The sequence below is a fragment of the Alteromonas profundi genome (assembly GCF_010500865.1).
In the GTDB taxonomy this organism is placed as follows: domain Bacteria; phylum Pseudomonadota; class Gammaproteobacteria; order Enterobacterales; family Alteromonadaceae; genus Alteromonas; species Alteromonas profundi.
This window is the reverse complement of record NZ_JAAAWN010000004.1, coordinates 123,378-142,318: the sequence shown is the minus strand read 5'-3', so window position 1 is coordinate 142,318 and position 18,941 is coordinate 123,378. Positions and strand designations below refer to the sequence as shown.

Annotated in this window: 18 protein-coding genes and 1 riboswitch; of the genes, 12 read left to right on the top strand and 6 right to left on the bottom strand. The window is 46.8% G+C overall.

All coding sequences use genetic code 11. The annotated features are described in order from the left end of the window. Positions 1-34 precede the first annotated feature (34 nt). A riboswitch (TPP riboswitch) is annotated at positions 35-146 on the bottom strand. A gap of 64 nt (positions 147-210) precedes the next feature. The 5 genes from GTH32_RS04465 to GTH32_RS04445 form a co-directional block, all read right to left on the bottom strand. Further along, positions 211-1,386, bottom strand: coding sequence for a heme biosynthesis HemY N-terminal domain-containing protein (locus GTH32_RS04465; RefSeq protein ID WP_163084040.1), 1,176 nt, complete (start codon positions 1,384-1,386; stop codon positions 211-213). Continuing rightward, entirely contained in the window at positions 1,383-2,579 is a 1,197-nt protein-coding gene (locus tag GTH32_RS04460; RefSeq protein WP_163084039.1) for a uroporphyrinogen-III C-methyltransferase, read from the bottom strand. Before GTH32_RS04460 ends, GTH32_RS04465 begins: the two co-directional genes overlap by 4 nt. Beyond that, positions 2,580-3,299, bottom strand: a complete 720-nt coding sequence (locus GTH32_RS04455) for a uroporphyrinogen-III synthase (protein WP_163084038.1) — start codon at positions 3,297-3,299, stop codon at positions 2,580-2,582. 14 nt (positions 3,300-3,313) lie between these two features. Next, entirely contained in the window at positions 3,314-4,261 is a 948-nt protein-coding gene (hemC, locus tag GTH32_RS04450) for a hydroxymethylbilane synthase (RefSeq protein WP_163084037.1), read from the bottom strand. Between the two features lie 97 nt (positions 4,262-4,358). Next, positions 4,359-5,030 (bottom strand): alpha/beta hydrolase, encoded by a 672-nt coding sequence (locus tag GTH32_RS04445; protein ID WP_163084036.1) that lies wholly within the window; start codon positions 5,028-5,030, stop codon positions 4,359-4,361. A 257-nt stretch (positions 5,031-5,287) separates the two neighbouring features. Here GTH32_RS04445 and gmk point away from each other — a divergent pair, with 257 nt between their 5' ends. The 12 genes from gmk to GTH32_RS04385 all read left to right on the top strand — a co-directional run bounded on the left by gmk (position 5,288) and on the right by GTH32_RS04385 (position 17,958). Then, the gene (gene gmk, locus GTH32_RS04440) at positions 5,288-5,929 is read left to right on the top strand and encodes a guanylate kinase (RefSeq protein WP_163084035.1); all 642 of its coding nucleotides are present in this window, start codon (positions 5,288-5,290) and stop codon (positions 5,927-5,929) included. A gap of 167 nt (positions 5,930-6,096) precedes the next feature. After that, positions 6,097-6,369 (top strand): DNA-directed RNA polymerase subunit omega, encoded by a 273-nt coding sequence (gene rpoZ, locus GTH32_RS04435; protein ID WP_044055502.1) that lies wholly within the window; start codon positions 6,097-6,099, stop codon positions 6,367-6,369. A 141-nt stretch (positions 6,370-6,510) separates the two neighbouring features. Further along, on the top strand, positions 6,511-8,619 hold the full coding sequence (gene spoT / locus GTH32_RS04430; RefSeq protein WP_163084034.1) for a bifunctional GTP diphosphokinase/guanosine-3',5'-bis pyrophosphate 3'-pyrophosphohydrolase: 2,109 nt from the start codon (positions 6,511-6,513) through the stop codon (positions 8,617-8,619). Between the two features lie 23 nt (positions 8,620-8,642). Then, on the top strand, positions 8,643-9,029 hold the full coding sequence (locus tag GTH32_RS04425) for a RidA family protein (protein ID WP_163084033.1): 387 nt from the start codon (positions 8,643-8,645) through the stop codon (positions 9,027-9,029). 7 nt (positions 9,030-9,036) lie between these two features. After that, positions 9,037-9,750 (top strand): tRNA (guanosine(18)-2'-O)-methyltransferase TrmH, encoded by a 714-nt coding sequence (trmH, locus tag GTH32_RS04420; protein WP_163084032.1) that lies wholly within the window; start codon positions 9,037-9,039, stop codon positions 9,748-9,750. A 158-nt stretch (positions 9,751-9,908) separates the two neighbouring features. Beyond that, positions 9,909-11,981, top strand: a complete 2,073-nt coding sequence (recG, locus tag GTH32_RS04415; protein WP_163084031.1) for an ATP-dependent DNA helicase RecG — start codon at positions 9,909-9,911, stop codon at positions 11,979-11,981. 55 nt (positions 11,982-12,036) lie between these two features. Continuing rightward, positions 12,037-12,762 carry a class I SAM-dependent methyltransferase gene (locus tag GTH32_RS04410; RefSeq protein ID WP_246223143.1) on the top strand — a complete coding sequence of 242 codons (726 nt, stop codon included), beginning with the start codon at positions 12,037-12,039 and terminating at the stop codon, positions 12,760-12,762. A 9-nt stretch (positions 12,763-12,771) separates the two neighbouring features. After that, positions 12,772-13,245, top strand: coding sequence for a peroxiredoxin (locus GTH32_RS04405; RefSeq protein WP_163084029.1), 474 nt, complete (start codon positions 12,772-12,774; stop codon positions 13,243-13,245). 308 nt (positions 13,246-13,553) lie between these two features. Beyond that, positions 13,554-14,363 carry a hypothetical protein gene (locus GTH32_RS04400; protein WP_163084028.1) on the top strand — a complete coding sequence of 270 codons (810 nt, stop codon included), beginning with the start codon at positions 13,554-13,556 and terminating at the stop codon, positions 14,361-14,363. Between the two features lie 9 nt (positions 14,364-14,372). Then, on the top strand, positions 14,373-15,407 hold the full coding sequence (locus GTH32_RS04395; RefSeq protein WP_163084027.1) for a substrate-binding domain-containing protein: 1,035 nt from the start codon (positions 14,373-14,375) through the stop codon (positions 15,405-15,407). Further along, the gene (locus GTH32_RS04390) at positions 15,404-16,924 is read left to right on the top strand and encodes an ABC transporter permease subunit (RefSeq protein WP_163084026.1); all 1,521 of its coding nucleotides are present in this window, start codon (positions 15,404-15,406) and stop codon (positions 16,922-16,924) included. Before GTH32_RS04395 ends, GTH32_RS04390 begins: the two co-directional genes overlap by 4 nt. Continuing rightward, positions 16,924-17,958 (top strand): ABC transporter ATP-binding protein, encoded by a 1,035-nt coding sequence (locus GTH32_RS04385; RefSeq protein WP_163084025.1) that lies wholly within the window; start codon positions 16,924-16,926, stop codon positions 17,956-17,958. The genes GTH32_RS04390 and GTH32_RS04385 overlap by 1 nt, the downstream gene beginning before the upstream one ends. Before the next feature lie 100 nt (positions 17,959-18,058). Here GTH32_RS04385 and GTH32_RS04380 read toward each other — a convergent pair whose 3' ends face one another. Beyond that, positions 18,059-18,889: a mechanosensitive ion channel family protein gene (locus GTH32_RS04380; protein ID WP_163084024.1), complete on the bottom strand. Its 831-nt coding sequence runs from the start codon at positions 18,887-18,889 to the stop codon at positions 18,059-18,061. Positions 18,890-18,941: the final 52 nt, after the last annotated feature.

Sequence of the window (18,941 nt, the reverse complement as noted above, 5' to 3'; positions counted from 1 at the left end):
AATATACCAATAGGTGTAAATTTGGGTAAAGAGCACAACATATTTTCTTGTTCCCTTCGCAGGTATTAGCCTGATCAGGTTCAACGGATCCCACTTTCGTGGTCTCAGCTTACTGGGTATCCAGTGAAGCACTCCGACAAGTAACTGTTAATTACTATAGCGCTTTCTTTATGAAGATTACAAGGCCTGTAAATCGCGATTTAGAGCGAGTTAGTGGGTAGCTTGCTGACCTTCTTTAAAGTACTGCAGCGCGGCAGTGGTGTCGTGTTTACGTTCGCTAATGGTAGCAAGTAACATTAAATCTTCTTTATTCGCGCTTAGTTTAGTGGCTTTAAGTAACGCCTTTTCCGCCAATACATCGTCACCACTATGGTGAGCTACATGGCCTAAGGTTGAATACAGTTCTGGGTTCTCGTTATCTTGTTTAATCCAGCTTTCCAGTAGTTGAATACTCGCTGCGGCATTGGCCAAATTAAGCTGTTTAAACAAGGGGAAGAGTACAGGGTTAGGCCCCCGTTTTTGCCACTCTACTAATGCCCCTTGCGCATCGGTATGCATGCCTTGTTCTAGCAATTGCTGAACATAGGCACCTCGGTACGCATCGTCGTGGCGCATTTTACGGGGCAAGTTTTCCCAATAATTTTTAAGTTCGGCTGCGCCTTGTTTACTGGCAATTTCTGCAAACTTACCTTTAGCAATGCGCTGAGACCAAAGGGTGTAGTTTTTCTTCGATAGAGATTTACGCCAGCTGCTTAGGTTTTGTTCTAAGCTGTTCCATTGACCTAGTTCTGCCAATAGCGCTGCTTTTAATTTGATAACCTGAGGGTGACGGGCGTCCTCTTCAGACAAACCGTTTAGGGTTTCAAGCGCCGCTTCGTTATTACCTTGGGCCGCCTCGTTGCGCGCCATCATTATTGTAGCTGCTACCTTTGCGTTGTCATAATCAGCGGCCTGCAAAAGAAAATAATGGGCTTTTTGCACATCGCCTTTGTGCGTGGCAATTTGCGCGCTAGCTAAGTAATTCACCCCATCAAAGTCGCCTTTGGTTGTGTGGCTTAATTGTTTTTTCGCTGTATCTAAATCGCCGGCTGCTAACGCCTGTAAACCTTGGTAAAAGGCCCGTTTACGTCGGCGTTCGCCTAATGCACCAAACCAGCGGTGAGAGCCGGTTAGCAGGCTAATAGCCCAGAGCACAAAATGGGAGATAATGTACCAAGCTACCAGGGCGCAAATAACAATAATGGCAAAACTAATTATGCTCATTTCAATGGCTGTACTGCCCAAAGAAATTAGTACATAACCCGTGTCGCCCATAATCATGGGGCCCACCACTAGCGCAATAATAGACGCGGCCAGTACCGCAAGGGCAATGACTAACCATTTCATAATGCGCTTGCTCCCTGTCCGAATGCTTGTTTAACCCGCGTATCAAGCAACCTTTCTAGTGGCTTTTGCGACGTAAGCTCGCTTGGAATAGGGCGTGAGATATCGGTTTCAAGTAAGTTTTCCAGTGCTTGGGTAAAGCCCTTCACCGGCGCAGATTCACTATCAAAATTATTGCCTAAAAGCTCAATTGCATACTTAAGCGTTTGCTCGTAAAACCCTTTTTCACCTTGTAGAGCTGCCGACTGCGCGTGCATAAGCTGTAAACGTAGTTGTTCTTTGGCTAAAAATTGCGCTTCTAATGACATTACCGGTTCAATCGGCCCTTCAATGGTTTTTACGGATAAAAATCCGTCAACAATAGAATTCCATACCTTGCTAAGGTTCTCTTTCCAATCATCGGGCGACTCTGATAATTCAGTACTCTTTACATCGGTATCTATCGGCTTTTCAAAGGTGTTAAGAGGTAATTTATCTATTTGTGCCAACATACCCGTTATTGCCAGCGCAACAGAGGTGGGGGAAACAGGGTTTAGTTGTTGAAGGGTTTGAATATCTTCTGCCAACGATGCGCGTACCGGAACCACCGACGGGTCGGCCAATGACTGTAAACGCTTATCGGCGTTTACTAATAGTAAAATTGCAGTACGAACGTCTTGTTCTAACCACAATTTACGCCCCGCCATACGCACTAAATAGTCGGCTTCAGCAATAAGCCAGTCGGCTGGGCGACGCCCCTTCATGTTATTTAACTGCTCTACCGTGGCTTGTGATTGCTGGGCAAGGGCTGTATTTTTCTGTTGTAGCTCTTCATAAGCGGTATCTAGCTGCTTAATGGTGCTTTCAAGTTGCTTATTTGTGCTGGCAAGACGGCTAAGCTCGGCGTTTAGTTCGCTGCGTTCATTACTTAACGATTCGATGGTGCTGGTGGTTTGCTGTTGCTGCGAGACGAAGGCTTCACTATTGGATTGCTGTTGCGTGTAATACCAGTAACCCGCACCTATTACGCCAATAATCAGTAAAAATAGAACAATTACCACAAACCACAGTAGGCCAGTTCCTTTACCTTTCGACTTTTTGGCCTCTTTGGGTTTAGTCTGAGAGTGCGAGGGTTCCTCTGCCGAGGTCGATTGTGACTCCGGTTCCACGCTAATTACTTCACCCTCTAAGGGATCCTTGTCATTATGGTCGGCCATTTAATACTCCCAGTTGTCCTTTACCCATGCGATAAGCGCTTGATCGGTGGCGCGTTCACACACAGCGACATTTGCTACATTATAGTTTTTTAGCGTGCGTGCTATGCGTTCACTCACCGTTACCCATGGTAACGTTAATATATGTGTCGAATGGCTTGCTATTAACTGCATAGCCATATTCTCACTTGTAGCGATAATGCCGCTAACATCTTCTAATTTCCAGTTTTTTGTATAGACTGGGGTGGCAAGCTGTTTGCGTTTATACACACAAAAAGGGGTAACGGTTTTACCGTTTTTCTCTAAAGTATACTGCAACGTGTTTCTACCACCTTCCCCTTTAATAATAACGACTTCTTTACAGTTTGCCTCATTAACTTGGTGCATGGCTAGTATACCTTCGGACGTATGTTGCGAAGGCGTAAGAACCCTTAGCGAAGGAAAGGCTTCGTTTAGCAAGGCAGCGGTAGTCGTTCCTACCGCAAAAACTGTGGGGGCTTTGTTCGTGGTTTTTAAGCTTTTTATACAAGCAGGCACAGCGTAAACACTGGTAACGATAATAGCGTCTACAGGCCGCGAAAGAAGTCGTTCAATCACTTGCTCACAGGCATGTTCATGATAGTGAATATCAGAGGTAGCCACACCCGTTACATTAATACCGGCGTCTAAAAACGCCTGCGTGCTGGTATTGAGTTTAGGTAACGGGCGAGTAAGTAGAAACATCTTCGCGCTCGTCGTTATTCAGCGTCTTGATGCAATGCTTGTAAAATTTCCCCTGCGCCTTGGGCAAGCAGCGACTCTGCCACCTCTACGCCTATGCTGGCAGCGGTGTCAGCAGGCCCTGTAGCTGAGGCGAACAGCAAGGTAGAACCATCGGTTTTCCCTACCATGCCGGTTAGGGTAAGGGCGTCGCCATCAAGGGTAGCAAAACTGCCAATGGGCACCTGACACCCTCCTTCAAGACGTTCATTCATGGCACGCTCTGCGGTTACTCGCGTCTTAGTATCGTCATGGTTTAGTGCCTGTAACAGGGCAATAAGTTCGCTGTCATCGTTACGACATTCAATACCCACGGCACCTTGTCCTACCGCAGGTAGTGATACTTCAGGCGGCAGTGGCATGCGAATTCGCTCTTCCATACCTAAACGAATAAGGCCTGCAGAGGCAAGAATAATCGCATCGTAATTACCCGCATCTAATTTGGCTAAACGTGTATTTACATTACCCCGTAGGTCGGTAATGACCAAATCTGGACGATGCTTTTTAATTTGACACTGACGACGCAAACTCGAAGTACCTACCACCGCACCTTCGGGTAACGCGTCAAGACTGTCATAGTTATTAGATACAAACGCATCGAAAGGGTTTTCACGTACGCATATGGCGTGAAGGCCAAAACCTTCAGGGAAGGCTACCGGCACATCTTTCATTGAATGCACCGCGATATCGGCGCGACCCTCCAGCATGGCCACTTCCAATTCTTTGATAAATAGCCCTTTACCACCAATTTTTGCTAAGGGAGTATCAAGAATTCTATCTCCTTGGGTACTCATAGGCACAAGCTCTACGGCAAGCGTAGGGTGGTGCTCAAGCAGTTTGGCTTTTACGTATTCAGCCTGCCATAGCGCTAAGGCACTTTTACGGGTAGCTATTCGAATGGTTCTGGAAATATCTGCTTGTATCATGATGGTCCTAGCGATAATAAGAATGAAGCGTGCGGTTACCGTGGCGTATTCATTCTTAAGTTTAAACGTTGTGAAAACACAGTATATCTAAATGGTACTAGCCGAGCACCTTTTGTAACCACGCTGAGATGTCGTTTAACTCTTGCACGCAAACATTGTGTTGCATAGGGTAGGTTTGCCATGTGGCATTAAAACCATTGCTGTGCATGGTTTGATAAGCCGCATTGCCCATAAAAATAGGTACCACTTCGTCTTGGTCACCATGGGCCATAAAAATAGGCGTGTCTTTGTTTGTATCAGTGGCTTCACTATTAAGCAGAGTAGGCTCACACATATAGGTTGAAAGTGCCATCACCCCCGCCAGCTTTTTCGCAAACCGGGGAAGCAAGTGCAGCGCTACCACGCCGCCTTGTGAGAAACCTGCTAATACGATACGTTCGGCTGGAATACCGCTGTCTATCTGGGCATTAATAAGGCTTTCTACCTGATAGGCCGAGGTTTGTACGCCGTCTAAGTCGGCGCGACTGTTAAAGTCGAGGCTTTTAATATCGTACCAAGAGCGCATACGCATACCGCCGTTAATGGTTACAGGACGCTCTGGGGCATGAGGGAAAATAAATTTCACCGCCATACTATCAGGTAGCTTAAGTTCAGGCACAATGGGCGCAAAACCATGCCCCGAGTCGCCTAACCCGTGTAACCAGATAACACAGGCATCTGGCGTAGATGAAGGGTTGCTTTCTACGTATGGCAGAAGTTGCTGAGTCATGAATATCTTCCTATATTAGGTTATGTTGCTATCGGCAAAGGCTCCCTGCTTTGCGAAAATATCGATGGGTATTATCTTTTCTGCTATCAAGGGCAGTATTAACCAGCAACGCCTAACTTTACCTAACTAAATTAACCAAGGGGCCGCGCTAATCCTTACACCTAGAATACCTACTTTTTGCCACTACGGCTTCATGTACCAATATGCTATCATTGCTGTCTGAAATCACCATCTTTTGACTTTAATTTAATATAGCCATGTCTTCACTACTCGGTAATCTATTCATATTAGCTGCGCCATCGGGTGCAGGAAAATCAAGTTTAATCAAAGCGCTAATGGAAAAGTATAGCGGTGACACCGGTCATCCTATGCAGGTCTCGGTGTCACATACCACACGAGATCCACGTCCGGGCGAGGTAGATGGCGAACATTATCACTTTGTGAGTCGTAAGCAATTTGAGTCGCTCATTGAACAAGGGGTATTCTTCGAATGGGCAGAAGTATTTGGTAATTATTACGGGACGTCACGGGTGACTATTGAGAACACCTTGCACCGGGGCATTGATGTTTTCTTAGATATTGATTGGCAAGGCGCTCGCCAGGTTAAAAAACTTATGCCTGATACATGCGGTATTTTTATTCTGCCGCCTTCTATTGATGTGTTAGAGCAACGGTTGAATCATCGTGGTCAAGACAGCGAAGCCGTTATTGCCGGTAGAATGAAACAAGCGGTAGATGAAATGTCGCATTTTAATGAATTCGACTATGTGATCGTTAACGATCATTTCACTACTGCGCTGCACGATCTAGAAGCGGTAGTAAAAGCGCAGCGTTTGCGTACGGGAAAGCAGCAAATGCGTTATCCAAAGCTATTAGATGAATTGCTTGGTATGGCATAATCTGTACAATAGAATGCTATCAATAACCTTGATCGCACCTGCTAATAATAGCGTAAACAATTGTTGCGCTAAAAACGCACAAAAGCGCTAGGATCGCGGCCCACAAATGTGTATACTACGCGGCCGTTTTTTGAATTACTTGTTCAACCTAATTTTCGGAGAAATACATGGCTCGCGTAACCGTAGAAGATGCCGTAGATAAAATTGGTAACCGCTTTGATTTGGTTTTGGTAGCTGCCCGTCGTGCGCGTCAAATTGCCACCGAAGGTAAAGATCCCATGGTTGACGTGCAAAACGACAAGCCAACGGTAACTGCCCTTCGTGAAATCGAAGAAGGCCTAGTAACAGCAAGCACGTTAGAACAAGATCAAATTCGCGATCAAGAACAAGCTGAGCACGCTGAATTCGCGTCTGTTGCAAACATTCTTTCTGATCAGTAATTCCCATATTGGGCTAATTAGCTGATACTAGGCGCCAGTGCTTTGAAAAAAGCGCTGGCGTTTTGCTTTTTGAGTATTGGCTTGTGGGTGTATTCTACGTATTCTTAACAGTGTATTGATTTTCAGGGGTTGCATTAAGTCGTGTATTTGTTTGAAGGCTTAAAACAGAAGGTAGCAGAGTATTTGCCAGCTGATCGCGTTCAGCTAGTGCAAGACGCCTTTGTATTGGCGCAAGAAGCCCACGATGGGCAAATGCGTTCAAGTGGCGACCCATACATTACACATCCTGTGGCTGTTGCCGGTATTCTGGCTGATATGCACCTTGACCATGAAACGCTTATGGCAGCGTTGTTACATGATGTTATTGAAGATACCCATTACAGCCAAGAAGACCTCGCTGATGCTTTTGGTAATACCGTTGCCGAGTTAGTTGAGGGTGTTAGTAAGCTGGAAAAAATTGCGTTTAGTAGCAAGCAAGAAGCGCAAGCCGAAAACTTTCGCAAAATGATGATGGCGATGGTACAGGATATTCGGGTTATTTTGATCAAATTAGCTGATCGCACCCACAATATGCGTACCCTCGGCTCGTTGCGCCCCGATAAGCGCCGCCGTATTGCCTTAGAAACCCTTGAAATCTATTCGCCTATTGCCCACCGTTTGGGTATTCACGATATTAAAAATGAGCTTGAAGACTTAGGCTTTCAGGCTATGTACCCCATGCGTCACCGGGCGCTGAAATCGGCGGTACGTCAGGCTCGCGGTAATCGTAAAGAGATTATCGAAAACATACGCGACGAATTGGAAACCCGTTTAGGGGCATATCAAATATCCTCTAATGTGCTAGGGCGCGAAAAGCACTTATATTCCATTTACCGCAAAATGAAAAACAAAGAGCTAATGTTCAACGAAGTTATGGACATTTATGCGTTTCGTATTGTGGTTGATAGCGTAGATAACTGCTACCGATCGCTTGGCGCGATGCATGGCTTGTATAAGCCCATTGAAAACCGCTTTAAAGATTACATCGCTATTCCTCGAACCAATGGCTATCAATCGTTGCATACGTCATTAATTGGCCCCCATGGTATTCCGGTAGAAATTCAAATTCGTACCCAAGAAATGGATCAGATGGCGGACAAAGGCGTGGCAGCACACTGGCTTTATAAAGAGCCAGGAGACAGTGGTACTACCGCTCAATTGCGAGCGCGCAAGTGGATGCAGTCGTTGCTTGAGCTACAACAGTCGGCCAGTTCTTCATTTGAATTTATTGAATCGGTGAAAACTGATTTGTTTCCAGATGAAATCTATGTGTTTACCCCCGATGGGCGTATTATTGAGTTGCCTATGGGCGCTACCGCGGTAGATTTTGCCTACGCGGTGCATTCTGATGTTGGGAATACTTGTGTAGGGGTACGTGTTGAGCGTCGCAACTATAGCTTAAGTAAGCCGCTACAAAACGGTCAAACCGTTGAAATTATCACGTCGCCAAGAGCTAAGCCTAACGCCAACTGGCTTAACTTTGTAGTAAGTGCCCGCGCCCGTACCCGCATTCGTCAATACTTGCGAAAACAGCATTCGCAAGAAGCTGTGAACATGGGTAACCGTTTACTACGCCACGCATTAGGTGCGGTTAAACTGGATGATATTCCAAGCGAAGATATAGCGCGGGTAGTGGCCGAAACGAAGCACAAAGACTTTGATTCTTTGCTTATTGATATAGGTTTAGGCAACGAATTAAGCGCTATCGTAGCGCGCCGTTTGTTGGGTGAATCCACCGACTTACCCGATAAGAAAGGTAATGTAGCTATTCGGGGAACCGAAGGTTTATTGGTTCATTACGCCCGTTGTTGTCATCCTATTCCTGACGATGAAATAGTAGCAGTGCTTAGCCCAGGCCGAGGCATGACCATTCACCAAACAGGTTGTAACAATATTCGCAAGCTCTCCAGAGAAGAGCCGCAACGTGTATTGCCCATGCGTTGGGATGAAGAGCCACAAGGTGAATTTAAAGCGTCGCTGCGTATTGAGCTCATCAATCACCAAGGCACGCTTGCCACCCTAACTAATACCATCGCGGGATGTGACTCCAATATCATTGGGCTACAAACCGAAGAGAAGGAAAGTAATATTTACTTTATCGACCTAGAGTTGACCACGCACAATCGCGTGCATTTAGCGCGAGTGATGAAGAAAATACGTACTATGCCAGAAGTTCAAAAAGTGTCTCGTCACAGTCAGTCTCGACACTAAACTCATTTATTTTAGGATACATTATGTCTAAGTCTATCATTCAGACCACACAGGCACCTGCTGCCATTGGTACTTATAGTCAAGCAGTAAAAGCCGGTACAACCGTGTATTTATCAGGCCAAATTCCATTGGTGCCCGATACCATGGAAATGGTATCTGAAGACTTTTCTGAGCAAGCGGTGCAGGTTTTTGAAAACCTTAAAGCTGTGTGCGAAGCCGCAGGCGGAAAAACCAACGACTTGGTTAAAGTGAATATCTTCCTTATCGATTTAAGCCACTTTGCCACGGTAAATGAAATAATGAGCCGTTACTTTACCCAGCCGTACCCTGCACGCGCAGCAGTACAAGTGTCTGCGCTACCTAAGGGTGCGCAAATTGAAATTGATGGTGTAATGGAACTTCCGGAGTAAGTTATTCATGTCGCCGGAGCGCTACCAACGTATTCGTAATGTGTTGGCAAGACGGCAAACCGACCTTACGGTTTGCCTAGAGAACGTCCACAAACCCCATAATGTTTCCGCCGTAGTACGTACTTGTGATGCCGTAGGTATTCATCGGGTGCATACGGTTTGGGAGGAAAAATACCAGTTTCGCCGCGGAACTGCCATGGGCAGCCAAAATTGGGTACGGCAAACTAATCACGACACCATTGATGATGCTATGGCCACGCTAAAGGGGCAGGGCATGCAAGTGCTAGTAACCCACTTGTCGCCAAGCGCCATCGACTTTCGTGACGTAGACTACACCAAGCCCACTGCCATTTTGTTTGGGCAAGAAAAGTACGGTGCGACTGATAAAGCCAAAGCGTTGGCCGATCAGGATATTGTTATTCCCATGATGGGCATGGTGCAGTCACTCAATGTGTCAGTAGCCGCAGCACTGGTGCTTTACGAAGCCCAACGTCAGCGCACTATTGCGGGTATGTACGACAAGCAGCACTTACCTGAACAGGAATGCCAAGCTCTTTCTTTTGAAAATGGCTATCCAAGGCTGTTTAAACTATGCCAACGCAAAGGCATTGCGTATCCACCGTTAGCTGAAAATGGCGAAATTATTGCCGATGATAGCTGGTGGCAAGCCATGCAAATTACCCCCTTAGAAGCCGCTGCGTTATCGGTAGATAGTGACTAACGCGCGCTATTGTATAGCAAAGATACACTTACGGTTTATGGCCTTGCATACTGGCCGTAAACCGTACTCGCCAAGCCTGCCACAATCCATTACACTGCCATGGTTAATAACAACTACTTCAACAAAATCAGACCTTTGATTTAAGGATGCCGGGCCAAATGCAAACACTGGCTACCACGCCAATTACCGCTCTTAAGGGAGTGGGCGCAAAAGTGGCAGAAAAGCTAAATAAAATTGGCTTGTTTACCCTGCAGGATATTCTGTTTCATCTGCCTTTACGCTATGAAGACAGAACCCGTGTTTATGCGGTGGCTGAGTGTCGCCCTTTTACCCATGTTAGTGTGCAGGGCGAAGTAAAAAGCGCCGACATACAATACGGAAAAAAACGTATGCTGGTGGTAAAATTAAGCGATGGCACAGGCACAATTACCTTACGCTTTTTTCACTTTGGCGCCGTGCAGCGCACCATGATGTCGCCGGGTAATACCGTACGGTGTTTTGGCGAAGTACGCAGCGGTAAGTGGGGCATTGAAATGATGCATCCTGAGTTCAAATTGGTAGATGAAGACGCTCCCCCTGCTGAAGAGTCGCTCACCCCAGTGTATCCTACTACCGAAGGGGTAAAACAGCTTACGTTACGTAACCTTACCGACCAAGCTCTTGCTCTTTTAGATAAAGGTGCGCTTGCCGACTTGCTACCCGAACATATGTACGATGAGCAAATAAGCTTAAACCAAGCACTTCATTTAGTGCATCGTCCACCGCCTGATGTTGATGTACACGAGATGGAAGAAGGGCTGCACCCAGCGCAGTATCGTCTTATTTTAGAAGAGTTGTTGGCTCACCATTTAAGCGTACTTAAAGTACGCAAACTCTCCGATGCACAACCCGGCATCGCCATTAAGGTTAATCAAGGGCTAATAGATAAGATGCTCGCGCAGTTGCCGTTTTCGCCAACGGGTGCGCAGCAGCGGGTAGTGGCCGATATTCAACAAGATATGCAGCGCCCACGGCCAATGATGCGCCTAGTACAAGGTGATGTAGGGTCGGGAAAAACCTTAGTTGCTGCTCTAGCGGCGTTATCGGCAATAGGTGAAGGCTATCAGGTAGCGCTAATGGCACCCACTGAATTACTGGCAGAGCAACATGCCAACAACTTTAGGGGCTGGTTAGAGCCGCTTGGCATAGAAGTAGGCTGGTTGGCTGGCAAGCTAAAAGGAAAAGCGCGCAACGAAGTAATGGCGCGGTTAGAAGCTGGCGATATTCAAATGCTCGTGGGCACCCATGCTATTTTTCAGGAAAGTGTTAATTATCAACAGCTCGCGCTTGTCATAGTGGATGAGCAGCATAGGTTTGGTGTACACCAGCGCTTAGCCCTGCGTGATAAGGGCGAGCAACAAGGCCGCTATCCCCATCAATTGATTATGACCGCTACTCCTATTCCCAGAACCTTAGCGATGACTGCCTACGCCGATTTAGATACCTCGGTAATTGATGAGTTACCGCCTGGGAGAACACCAGTACAAACCGTGGTGCTACCAGACACCCGCCGCGCCGATGTAATTGAGCGTGTACGTCAAGCGTGTAAAGACAATGGCCGGCAAGCCTATTGGGTTTGCACCCTTATTGATGAATCTGAAGTATTGGAGTGTCAGGCCGCGGAAGATGCCGCTGTAACCTTACGTACCGCGCTGCCCGATTTACACGTTGGTTTAGTGCATGGGCGATTAAAACCGGTAGAAAAAGCACAAGTGATGGCCGATTTTAAAGAGGGTAAGTTAGATTTACTGGTTGCTACCACGGTAATTGAAGTAGGGGTAGACGTGCCAAACGCCAGTATTATGATTATAGAAAACCCAGAGCGTTTGGGGCTTGCGCAACTTCATCAACTGCGAGGCCGTGTGGGCCGGGGAGCGGTGGAAAGCCAGTGTGTACTTATGTATCAAAGCCCTTTATCTAAAACCGCAACCCAGCGTTTAAGCGTTTTAAGAGAGTCCAACGATGGATTTTATATTGCCCAGCGGGATTTAGAAATTCGCGGACCGGGCGAGTTTATGGGTACCCGCCAAACCGGCATGGCAGAGCTAAAAATTGCCGATTTAGTACGAGACGCGGCGCTAATACCTCAAGTACAGGAAATTGCCTATACCTTATGGGAAAAATACCCCTCCCACGCACAAGCAATTATTAATCGTTGGATTGGGCATAAGGAGCAATATGGGCATGCATAGTTCAACACCTTTATTAGTAACGAGCTCACCAGAGCACCCTTCTTATGCGCAAGATATGCAACTTGCGCAAACAATATGCGAGAAATGGGGTTTTGTATTAAAAGCGTTACACGAGGTTCCAAGCGAGGGGTTTTATCTTAGTGTAAACGCGCAAGTATTGGCGTTAGCTGATGCCAGCGAGCCTAAAACGCGGCCAGTGGAGGTAGACTTTGCTTCACCGGCCAGTTTGTATCGCAAGCAACATGGTGGCGGCAGAAAAGAACCGATAGTTAAAGCCATCGGGCTTAAAGGCCATGAGCATTGGCATGTACTTGACGCAACGCCGGGGCTAGGCCGTGATGCCTTCGTGTTAGTGAGTCAAGGCTGTCACGTAACTATGGTTGAGCGTTCGCCAGTGGTGGCGGCATTGCTAGAAGACGGTATTCGCCGTTTAGCCCTACGCTTTGAAGCGCTTGCACAACGAATGTCATTGCAACATGGAAATAGTGCTGAGGTGATGCAATACTGGAAGCACGGGGATGTGAACGCTATTTACTTAGATCCTATGTTCCCGCATAAGAAAAAGTCAGCCTTGGTGAAAAAAGAAATGCGACTATTTCAGCAACTGTTGGGGCACGACCCCGATGCAGATGCATTGTTAGCACCTGCACTAGCACTGGCCACACATAGAGTAGTGGTAAAGCGACCTAATAGCGCCCCTGTGTTAGCAGACCAAGCACCATCGATGGCAATAGAAAGTAAAAAACATAGATTTGATGTGTATTTAAGTCAAAAACGCTAGGAGAACAGCATGATACAAGTTGGTAGCACCTTGCCCGAGGTAGACTTCGGCCTATTAGTAAACGGCGAAATGACCAACCCAGGTACGAATGAACTATTTGCGGATAAGCGTGTGGTCCTGTTTGCAGTCCCTGGAGCGTTTACGCCCACCTGCTCACAAGCCCATTTGCCAGGCTATGTGGCGCTGGCAGATAAAATAAAAGCAAAAGGCATCGACAGCATTATTTGCCTTTCGGTAAATGACGCTTTCGTTATGGACGCCTGGGGTAAGGTAAATAACGCTGACGAAATAATTATGTTAGCTGATGGAAATGGACACTTTACCAAGCAAATTGGCCTTGATATGAACACCAGCAACTTCGGTGGCCTTCGCTCGTTACGCTACTCTATGTTGGTAGACGACGGCAACGTTGAAAAACTGAACGTGGAAGACCCAGGCAGGTTTGAAGTGAGCGATGCGCAAAGCATGTTAGACAGTCTTTAAAGCCTCTTGCCCGATATTTACAACAGTCAATAATTACGAGAAGCAATATGTACAACTACCAAACGTTGTACTACCTCTAGCGCGTAAATTGACCGAATAACGTGAATAGCAATGGGATTAATAGAAGGGCCTTGTGTATAGCACTAGGCCTTTTTTTATGCACATTCATACCGCCGCTTGGGGGCTCAACTGAACAAAATGTCACGTACAGCGTACTTTAAATACACGTAATCTTACGCCGAGTTGCCTTTACTTGATTAATGATAATAAGTATCATTTGCGTAACAAATAACGCATTAGGAAGTCTTATGACCACAACGCTTAAACGAATGAGTGCTTTAGTACTAGCTTCAACCATGACCCTTGCACTAGCCTCGGGCAATGCATTAGCAAATGGGGCTATTGGCGACCATGTAAATAATTTGCAGGCACATATTAGCGAGTACACAGAAGAAGTGCATTGGTTGGAAGAAAAGTTCGGTTCGGTGGTTAACGCCTATGAAGCAAAAGATAAGAGCCTAAGTACCGATGTAATGATTGAGTACTGGGAAGAAGTAGACTTCCACTCGGCCATTGAAACTCAGTATGTGCCTATTTATGCGTCTATTTGGCAGGGCATTTATGGCGTAAAAACCGCTATAGACAATGGCAAGCCAGTAAGTGATGTGCGTGATGAGCAACGCAAACTAAATCATGCCTTGTGGCAAGCACTTGGCGCAGTTAAACTTGCGTCCCAGTATCAAAAGAAAGGCATGCTGGCGAAGGTACAGACTACCGAAGTTGAACCCACCACAGGCCCTGCTGTTATCGACGATATTAAAACCCGTTTAGATCGGGTTGTCGCAAAATATGCAGAGCAGCTTCATGAAGTGGCTACCACACTTGTTCATGACACTTACCTACAGCGTTTTGAAGGTGTAGAGGGTGATTTAATCGCCAAAGACGCGCAGTTGGTTGAAGATCTTGAAAAAGACTTTAACGTAACCCTACCTCAAGCCATCGAAAAAGATGCGGGAGTAGACAGTGTGCGTAACGTAGTAGAAGCCATGCAGGCAAAGCTTGATAAGGCGCGTACGCTGCTCGTTGAAGCAGAAAAAGGTCGTAAAGACGTATTTTAAGGAACCTTTATGCAACGAAGATTATTTTTACAGGGCTTAGCGGCCGCAGGCGCGCTAGGTAGTTTACCGTTTGGGTTTGCTCATGCGCTTACCCAAGCCGCCAGTGTTTCGGTGGAATCGTTGCCTAAATTAGAAGGCGATCTCACCCTTTATCTGGGGCGCGGTGAAGGCGGTCTGTATGAAAATGTTCTCGATGCAATTAAAAAGCGTAACCCAAAGTTAAACCTACAAATTAGGCGTGGTGGCTCTGCCGCGCTGGCAAACACCATTGTGGCTGAAACCAAAGCCGGAGTGAAACGGGCCGATCTATTTTGGGCTGTTGATACTGGCTCTATTGGTATGGTGACAGATTCGGGGGCAGCTAAACCGCTGCCTGTAGAGCTAACCGCTCAATTGAAGCCGGGTTTTCAGTATGAACGTTGGTCACCGGTTACTGGGCGGGTACGTACGTTACCGTACAATACCGAGCGCGTTAATCCAGCGCAAATCCCTGATAACGTGATGGCCTTGGCTGACAGCGACCTAAAAATAGGGTGGGCACCAGCCTATTCCTCATTTCAGTCATTTGTTACCGCCATGCGTATATTGGAAGGCGAAAAAGCTACCCGAAGCTGGTTAAAAGGTATTAATCGAAATGCCAAAAAATATGCCGGAGAGCTGGGTGTGGTTATGGGAGTAGAGCGCGGTGAAGTGGATATTGGTTTTGCTAATCACTATTACACCCTGCGATTAAAATCTGGCAAGCCAGATGCAAATGTCGCACTCGCTTACACCAATAACGATGCAGGATGTTTAGTAAATGCGTCTGGTATTGTAGCGCTTAGCGAAGGCGATTTGCCGGTTAACTTTATTCGTTACTTGCTTACCCACGAAGTGCAAAGTTATTTAGCCCGCGAAGCCTATGAAATTCCCCTGGTAAACGATGTAGCGCAGCCGCAAGGCCTTGCAGACTTATCTACCTTGTCGCCGCCTAAGCTAGACTTACGTAAATTGGCCGACTTACGTCCGACTCTTAATTTAATGAGGGATGTTGGCGTACTGTGACAAATTGGCCAAAGTCGTATCCACTGGCACTTCTTATTGCGCTGATGGCTTTACTGCCCGTCGGCGTTTTGTTTTCTTTAGCGCAAGATAGTGCACAGCTCTTTGATACCCATAACCTGCGTGTATTAGGTAATACCGTTGCGTTAATGGTGCTTACCATTATAGGTTCGGTACTTATTGGCGTGCCTATGGCGCTATTTACTGCCTATGTACATATTCCCTTTAAACGTTTCTGGCTAATTGTATTAGCAGCTCCACTGGCATTACCGAGTTATATTGGAGCATTTGCCATGTACTTCTCGTTTGGTCGGGGTGGCGAAATTGAAAATGTACTTGGTATAACCACGCCGCCTATCAGCGGCCTGTGGGGCTCGGCATTGGTAATGAGCTTATACACTTACCCTTTTGTTATGATGACAACACGTTCAAGCTTACTAAGCCTTGATGCTAGCTTAGTGAACGCGGCGCGTACCCTAGGCGTTTCTCTTGCTGCCAGCCTTTGGCGCGTGGTGTTGCCGCGGGTAGTAAACAGTATTGCAGCGGGCGCGTTATTGGCCGCTTTGTATGCGTTGTCTGATTTTGGCACACCTGCCATTATGGGGTTTGATACCTTTACCCGGGTTATTTTTGTTGAATATAACGCCTTCGGGTTAAGTCAGGCAGCCATGTTGAGCCTACAACTAATGGTAATTGTTGGGCTCATTCTATTTATTGAAAGCCGTATTAGCGGTGCCACAGAGCGCCCAGGGCGCCATTTAACCCTGTTTCCAGCACGCTGGCAGTCGAACCTTATGTTATTGGCCACACTTCCTGTGGTACTTATGGCGATTGTATTACCCCTTGCTGTTTTTACCTTATGGCTGATACGCGAAGGCACTGGGGGCTTTGAATTCAGCTATGCGTGGAATTCGGCCCATGCCTCATTTTTGGCCGCCATTGTGGCGGTGTTATTAGCCATTCCGGTTGCCCATGCCGCTATTGCCGGTAAAGCTGGGCGATTGATGGAACGTATAACCTATTTTGGGTTTGGCGTGCCCGGCATAGTGATGGGGACCGCTTTGGTGTATGTAGGGTTACAGCTTCCCGTGTTATACCAAACCTTAAGCTTACTGGTGATGGCCTACGTACTTCGTTTTATTCCCTTAGCCGTAGGCAGTGTGCGCAGTACCGCTGAAAACATTGATTCAGGCTTAGTTAAAGCCGCTCGGGTTCTTGGTGCCAGCCCGCAGGAAGCCTTCATTCGAATTACATTGCCGCTAACACTTCGTGGTATGATTGCAGGTGCTGCGCTGGTATTTCTTGAGGCTATGCGTGAACTGCCAGCCACATTAATGCTAGGGCCTACCGGGTTTGAAACCTTAGCCACGTACATGTGGCGAGTGTATGAAGCCGGTTACTTTGGCCGTGCCGCTGTGCCAGGTTTGCTTTTAGTTTTACTATCGGGTGTTGGCTTAATTCTAATGCTATCGGGTGAACGCAAAGCCCAATTTACCGTTACCGAGGATGATCGTTCATAATGCTAAGTGTAAGTAATTTGTCAGTGAATTATGGGGCTACCCGCGTTGTCGACAAGTTAAACCTTGAACTAGGGCACGATGAAATCCTTATGCTAGTAGGGCCAACAGGCTGTGGTAAAACCACAATTTTACAAGCCTTAGCTGGGCTAATTCCTTTGTCAGAAGGGAAGATCACCTTAGGAAATTGGTACGCAACGGCAAATAAGCATGTTCCTCCTGAAAAGCGCAACGTGGGTATGGTATTCCAAGATTTTGCGTTATTTCCTCATCTCACCGTACAGCAAAATGTGAGCTTTCGATTAAAAGACACCTCGTTGGCTGACCACTGGTTAGAATTATTAGGGTTAGGTAATTTTCGTGATGCCAAGCCAGCACGGTTATCAGGAGGCCAAAAGCAACGTGTTGCGTTGGCTAGAACCTTGGCTCATGAGCCTGCATTTGTGTTACTAGATGAGCCTCTTTCAAACTTAGATGCGGCGTTAAAAGATAGCCTTAGATGGGAAATTCGCGACGCGCTTAAAAAAGCCGGTGTACCCGCTATTTGGGTAACCCACGACCAAGAAGAAGCCCTGAGTGTGGGCGATCGTGTGGGTATTTTAAATAAAGGTAAGCTTGAGCAGCTTGATACCCCAGAAGCCTGTTATTCAACGCCAGCAAGCCGCTTTGTAGCGCGTTTTATGGGGGAAGCCAGCTTTCTTAGAGCAACCTTCGATAGCAGCGCGGCAAACCCTCAGCATACCGTGGTGACCGATATTGGTAATGTTCCAGGCACCCCATTAAACAATGCCTGCGGCGATGTTGATTTATTGGTTCGCCCGGATGATCTTAGTTTGAATGCAAAGCACCCTGAGCCTAATTGCACCGTAGACTGGGTTCGATATGAAGGCGAAAGCCGCCTGTATGCGGTAACGTTGGATAATGGTAGCCAGCTTAAAGTGCGGGTAAGCCATGAAAACGCGATGAAGCCAGGCGCGCGAGCGCATATGCAACTTATTACCACACATCCATTAGCGGTGTACCCCCGGGAAGATTAGCCTTGTGATAGGCGTTACACGGTAAATGACAGTGTAGAAAGTACAAACAAGAACAGGCGGCCATAGGGCCGCCTGTTTTTATTTGCCTGTACCGCGAAAACTAGGCGCTTTCGTTTACAACGATAACCTTGCGATGCGGGAACGGGATCTCAATATTCGCGTCATCTAACGCCTTTTTAATCTGTTCGGGCACCGAATATAAAATATCGAAGTAGTGCTCACCATGGCAAAAAGGACGGACAATAAAATCCACCGAGCTATCGTTAAGGGTAGATACTTCAACGAAAGGGGCCGGATCGTTGAGAATGTGCGGGTGCTCGGCTAGTACTTTATCAATAACCCCGCGGGCAGCATCAATATTTTCGTTGTAAGCAATACCAAATGTCATGTCGACACCACGAATTTCATAGTGTGAATGATTCACAATTTGTTCGCCCCAAATCTGGCTATTAGGAATAATGATTTGCTGGTTATCAAAGGTTTTTAGAATAGTGGTAAAAAGGTCAACTTCGGTAACTTGGCCAAACTTGCCCGCAGCATCCACAAAGTCGTTTACCTTATAGGGGCGAAATATCAGCAGCATTACGCCTGCGGCCAGATTTGAAAGCGTCCCTTGTAAGGCTAAACCTACCGCTAACCCAGCCGCACCTAAAAGCGCAATAATAGACGCGGTTTGAATACCAAAGCGATTAAGTATGGCGATAGCAACAAACGCCAATATGGTATAGCGCGCTACACTGCCAAAAAATTTAAACAGGGTGTCGTCTAGTTGTGGATGACGACTCGCTATAGCCACAACGCCTTTATATACCTTACCGGCCACCCAAAGGCCTACTATAAGAATGCCTAGAGCTAGCAATATATTAGTGGCCCACGCTAAAGCAGCAGGCAAGTATTGGTCGATATCTAGCGACGCTAAAAAGTCTTCCATGGGGTAAGGTCCTCGTACATTATTACTATTATTGGCTAGTGTATTACTGCTT

Coding starts and splice junctions, on each gene's coding strand:
- GTH32_RS04455 (WP_163084038.1), bottom strand. CDS start 3,299: ATGTTTCTACTTACTCGCCCGTTACCTAAACTCAATACCAGCACGCAG.
- GTH32_RS04445 (WP_163084036.1), bottom strand. CDS start 5,030: ATGACTCAGCAACTTCTGCCATACGTAGAAAGCAACCCTTCATCTACG.
- GTH32_RS04405 (WP_163084029.1), top strand. CDS start 12,772: ATGATACAAGTTGGTAGCACCTTGCCCGAGGTAGACTTCGGCCTATTA.
- GTH32_RS04460 (WP_163084039.1), bottom strand. CDS start 2,579: ATGGCCGACCATAATGACAAGGATCCCTTAGAGGGTGAAGTAATTAGC.
- gmk (WP_163084035.1), top strand. CDS start 5,288: ATGTCTTCACTACTCGGTAATCTATTCATATTAGCTGCGCCATCGGGT.
- rpoZ (WP_044055502.1), top strand. CDS start 6,097: ATGGCTCGCGTAACCGTAGAAGATGCCGTAGATAAAATTGGTAACCGC.
- hemC (WP_163084037.1), bottom strand. CDS start 4,261: ATGATACAAGCAGATATTTCCAGAACCATTCGAATAGCTACCCGTAAA.
- GTH32_RS04425 (WP_163084033.1), top strand. CDS start 8,643: ATGTCTAAGTCTATCATTCAGACCACACAGGCACCTGCTGCCATTGGT.
- GTH32_RS04410 (WP_246223143.1), top strand. CDS start 12,037: ATGCAACTTGCGCAAACAATATGCGAGAAATGGGGTTTTGTATTAAAA.
- GTH32_RS04385 (WP_163084025.1), top strand. CDS start 16,924: ATGCTAAGTGTAAGTAATTTGTCAGTGAATTATGGGGCTACCCGCGTT.
- GTH32_RS04400 (WP_163084028.1), top strand. CDS start 13,554: ATGACCACAACGCTTAAACGAATGAGTGCTTTAGTACTAGCTTCAACC.
- GTH32_RS04380 (WP_163084024.1), bottom strand. CDS start 18,889: ATGGAAGACTTTTTAGCGTCGCTAGATATCGACCAATACTTGCCTGCT.
- trmH (WP_163084032.1), top strand. CDS start 9,037: ATGTCGCCGGAGCGCTACCAACGTATTCGTAATGTGTTGGCAAGACGG.
- GTH32_RS04465 (WP_163084040.1), bottom strand. CDS start 1,386: ATGAAATGGTTAGTCATTGCCCTTGCGGTACTGGCCGCGTCTATTATT.
- GTH32_RS04395 (WP_163084027.1), top strand. CDS start 14,373: ATGCAACGAAGATTATTTTTACAGGGCTTAGCGGCCGCAGGCGCGCTA.
- recG (WP_163084031.1), top strand. CDS start 9,909: ATGCAAACACTGGCTACCACGCCAATTACCGCTCTTAAGGGAGTGGGC.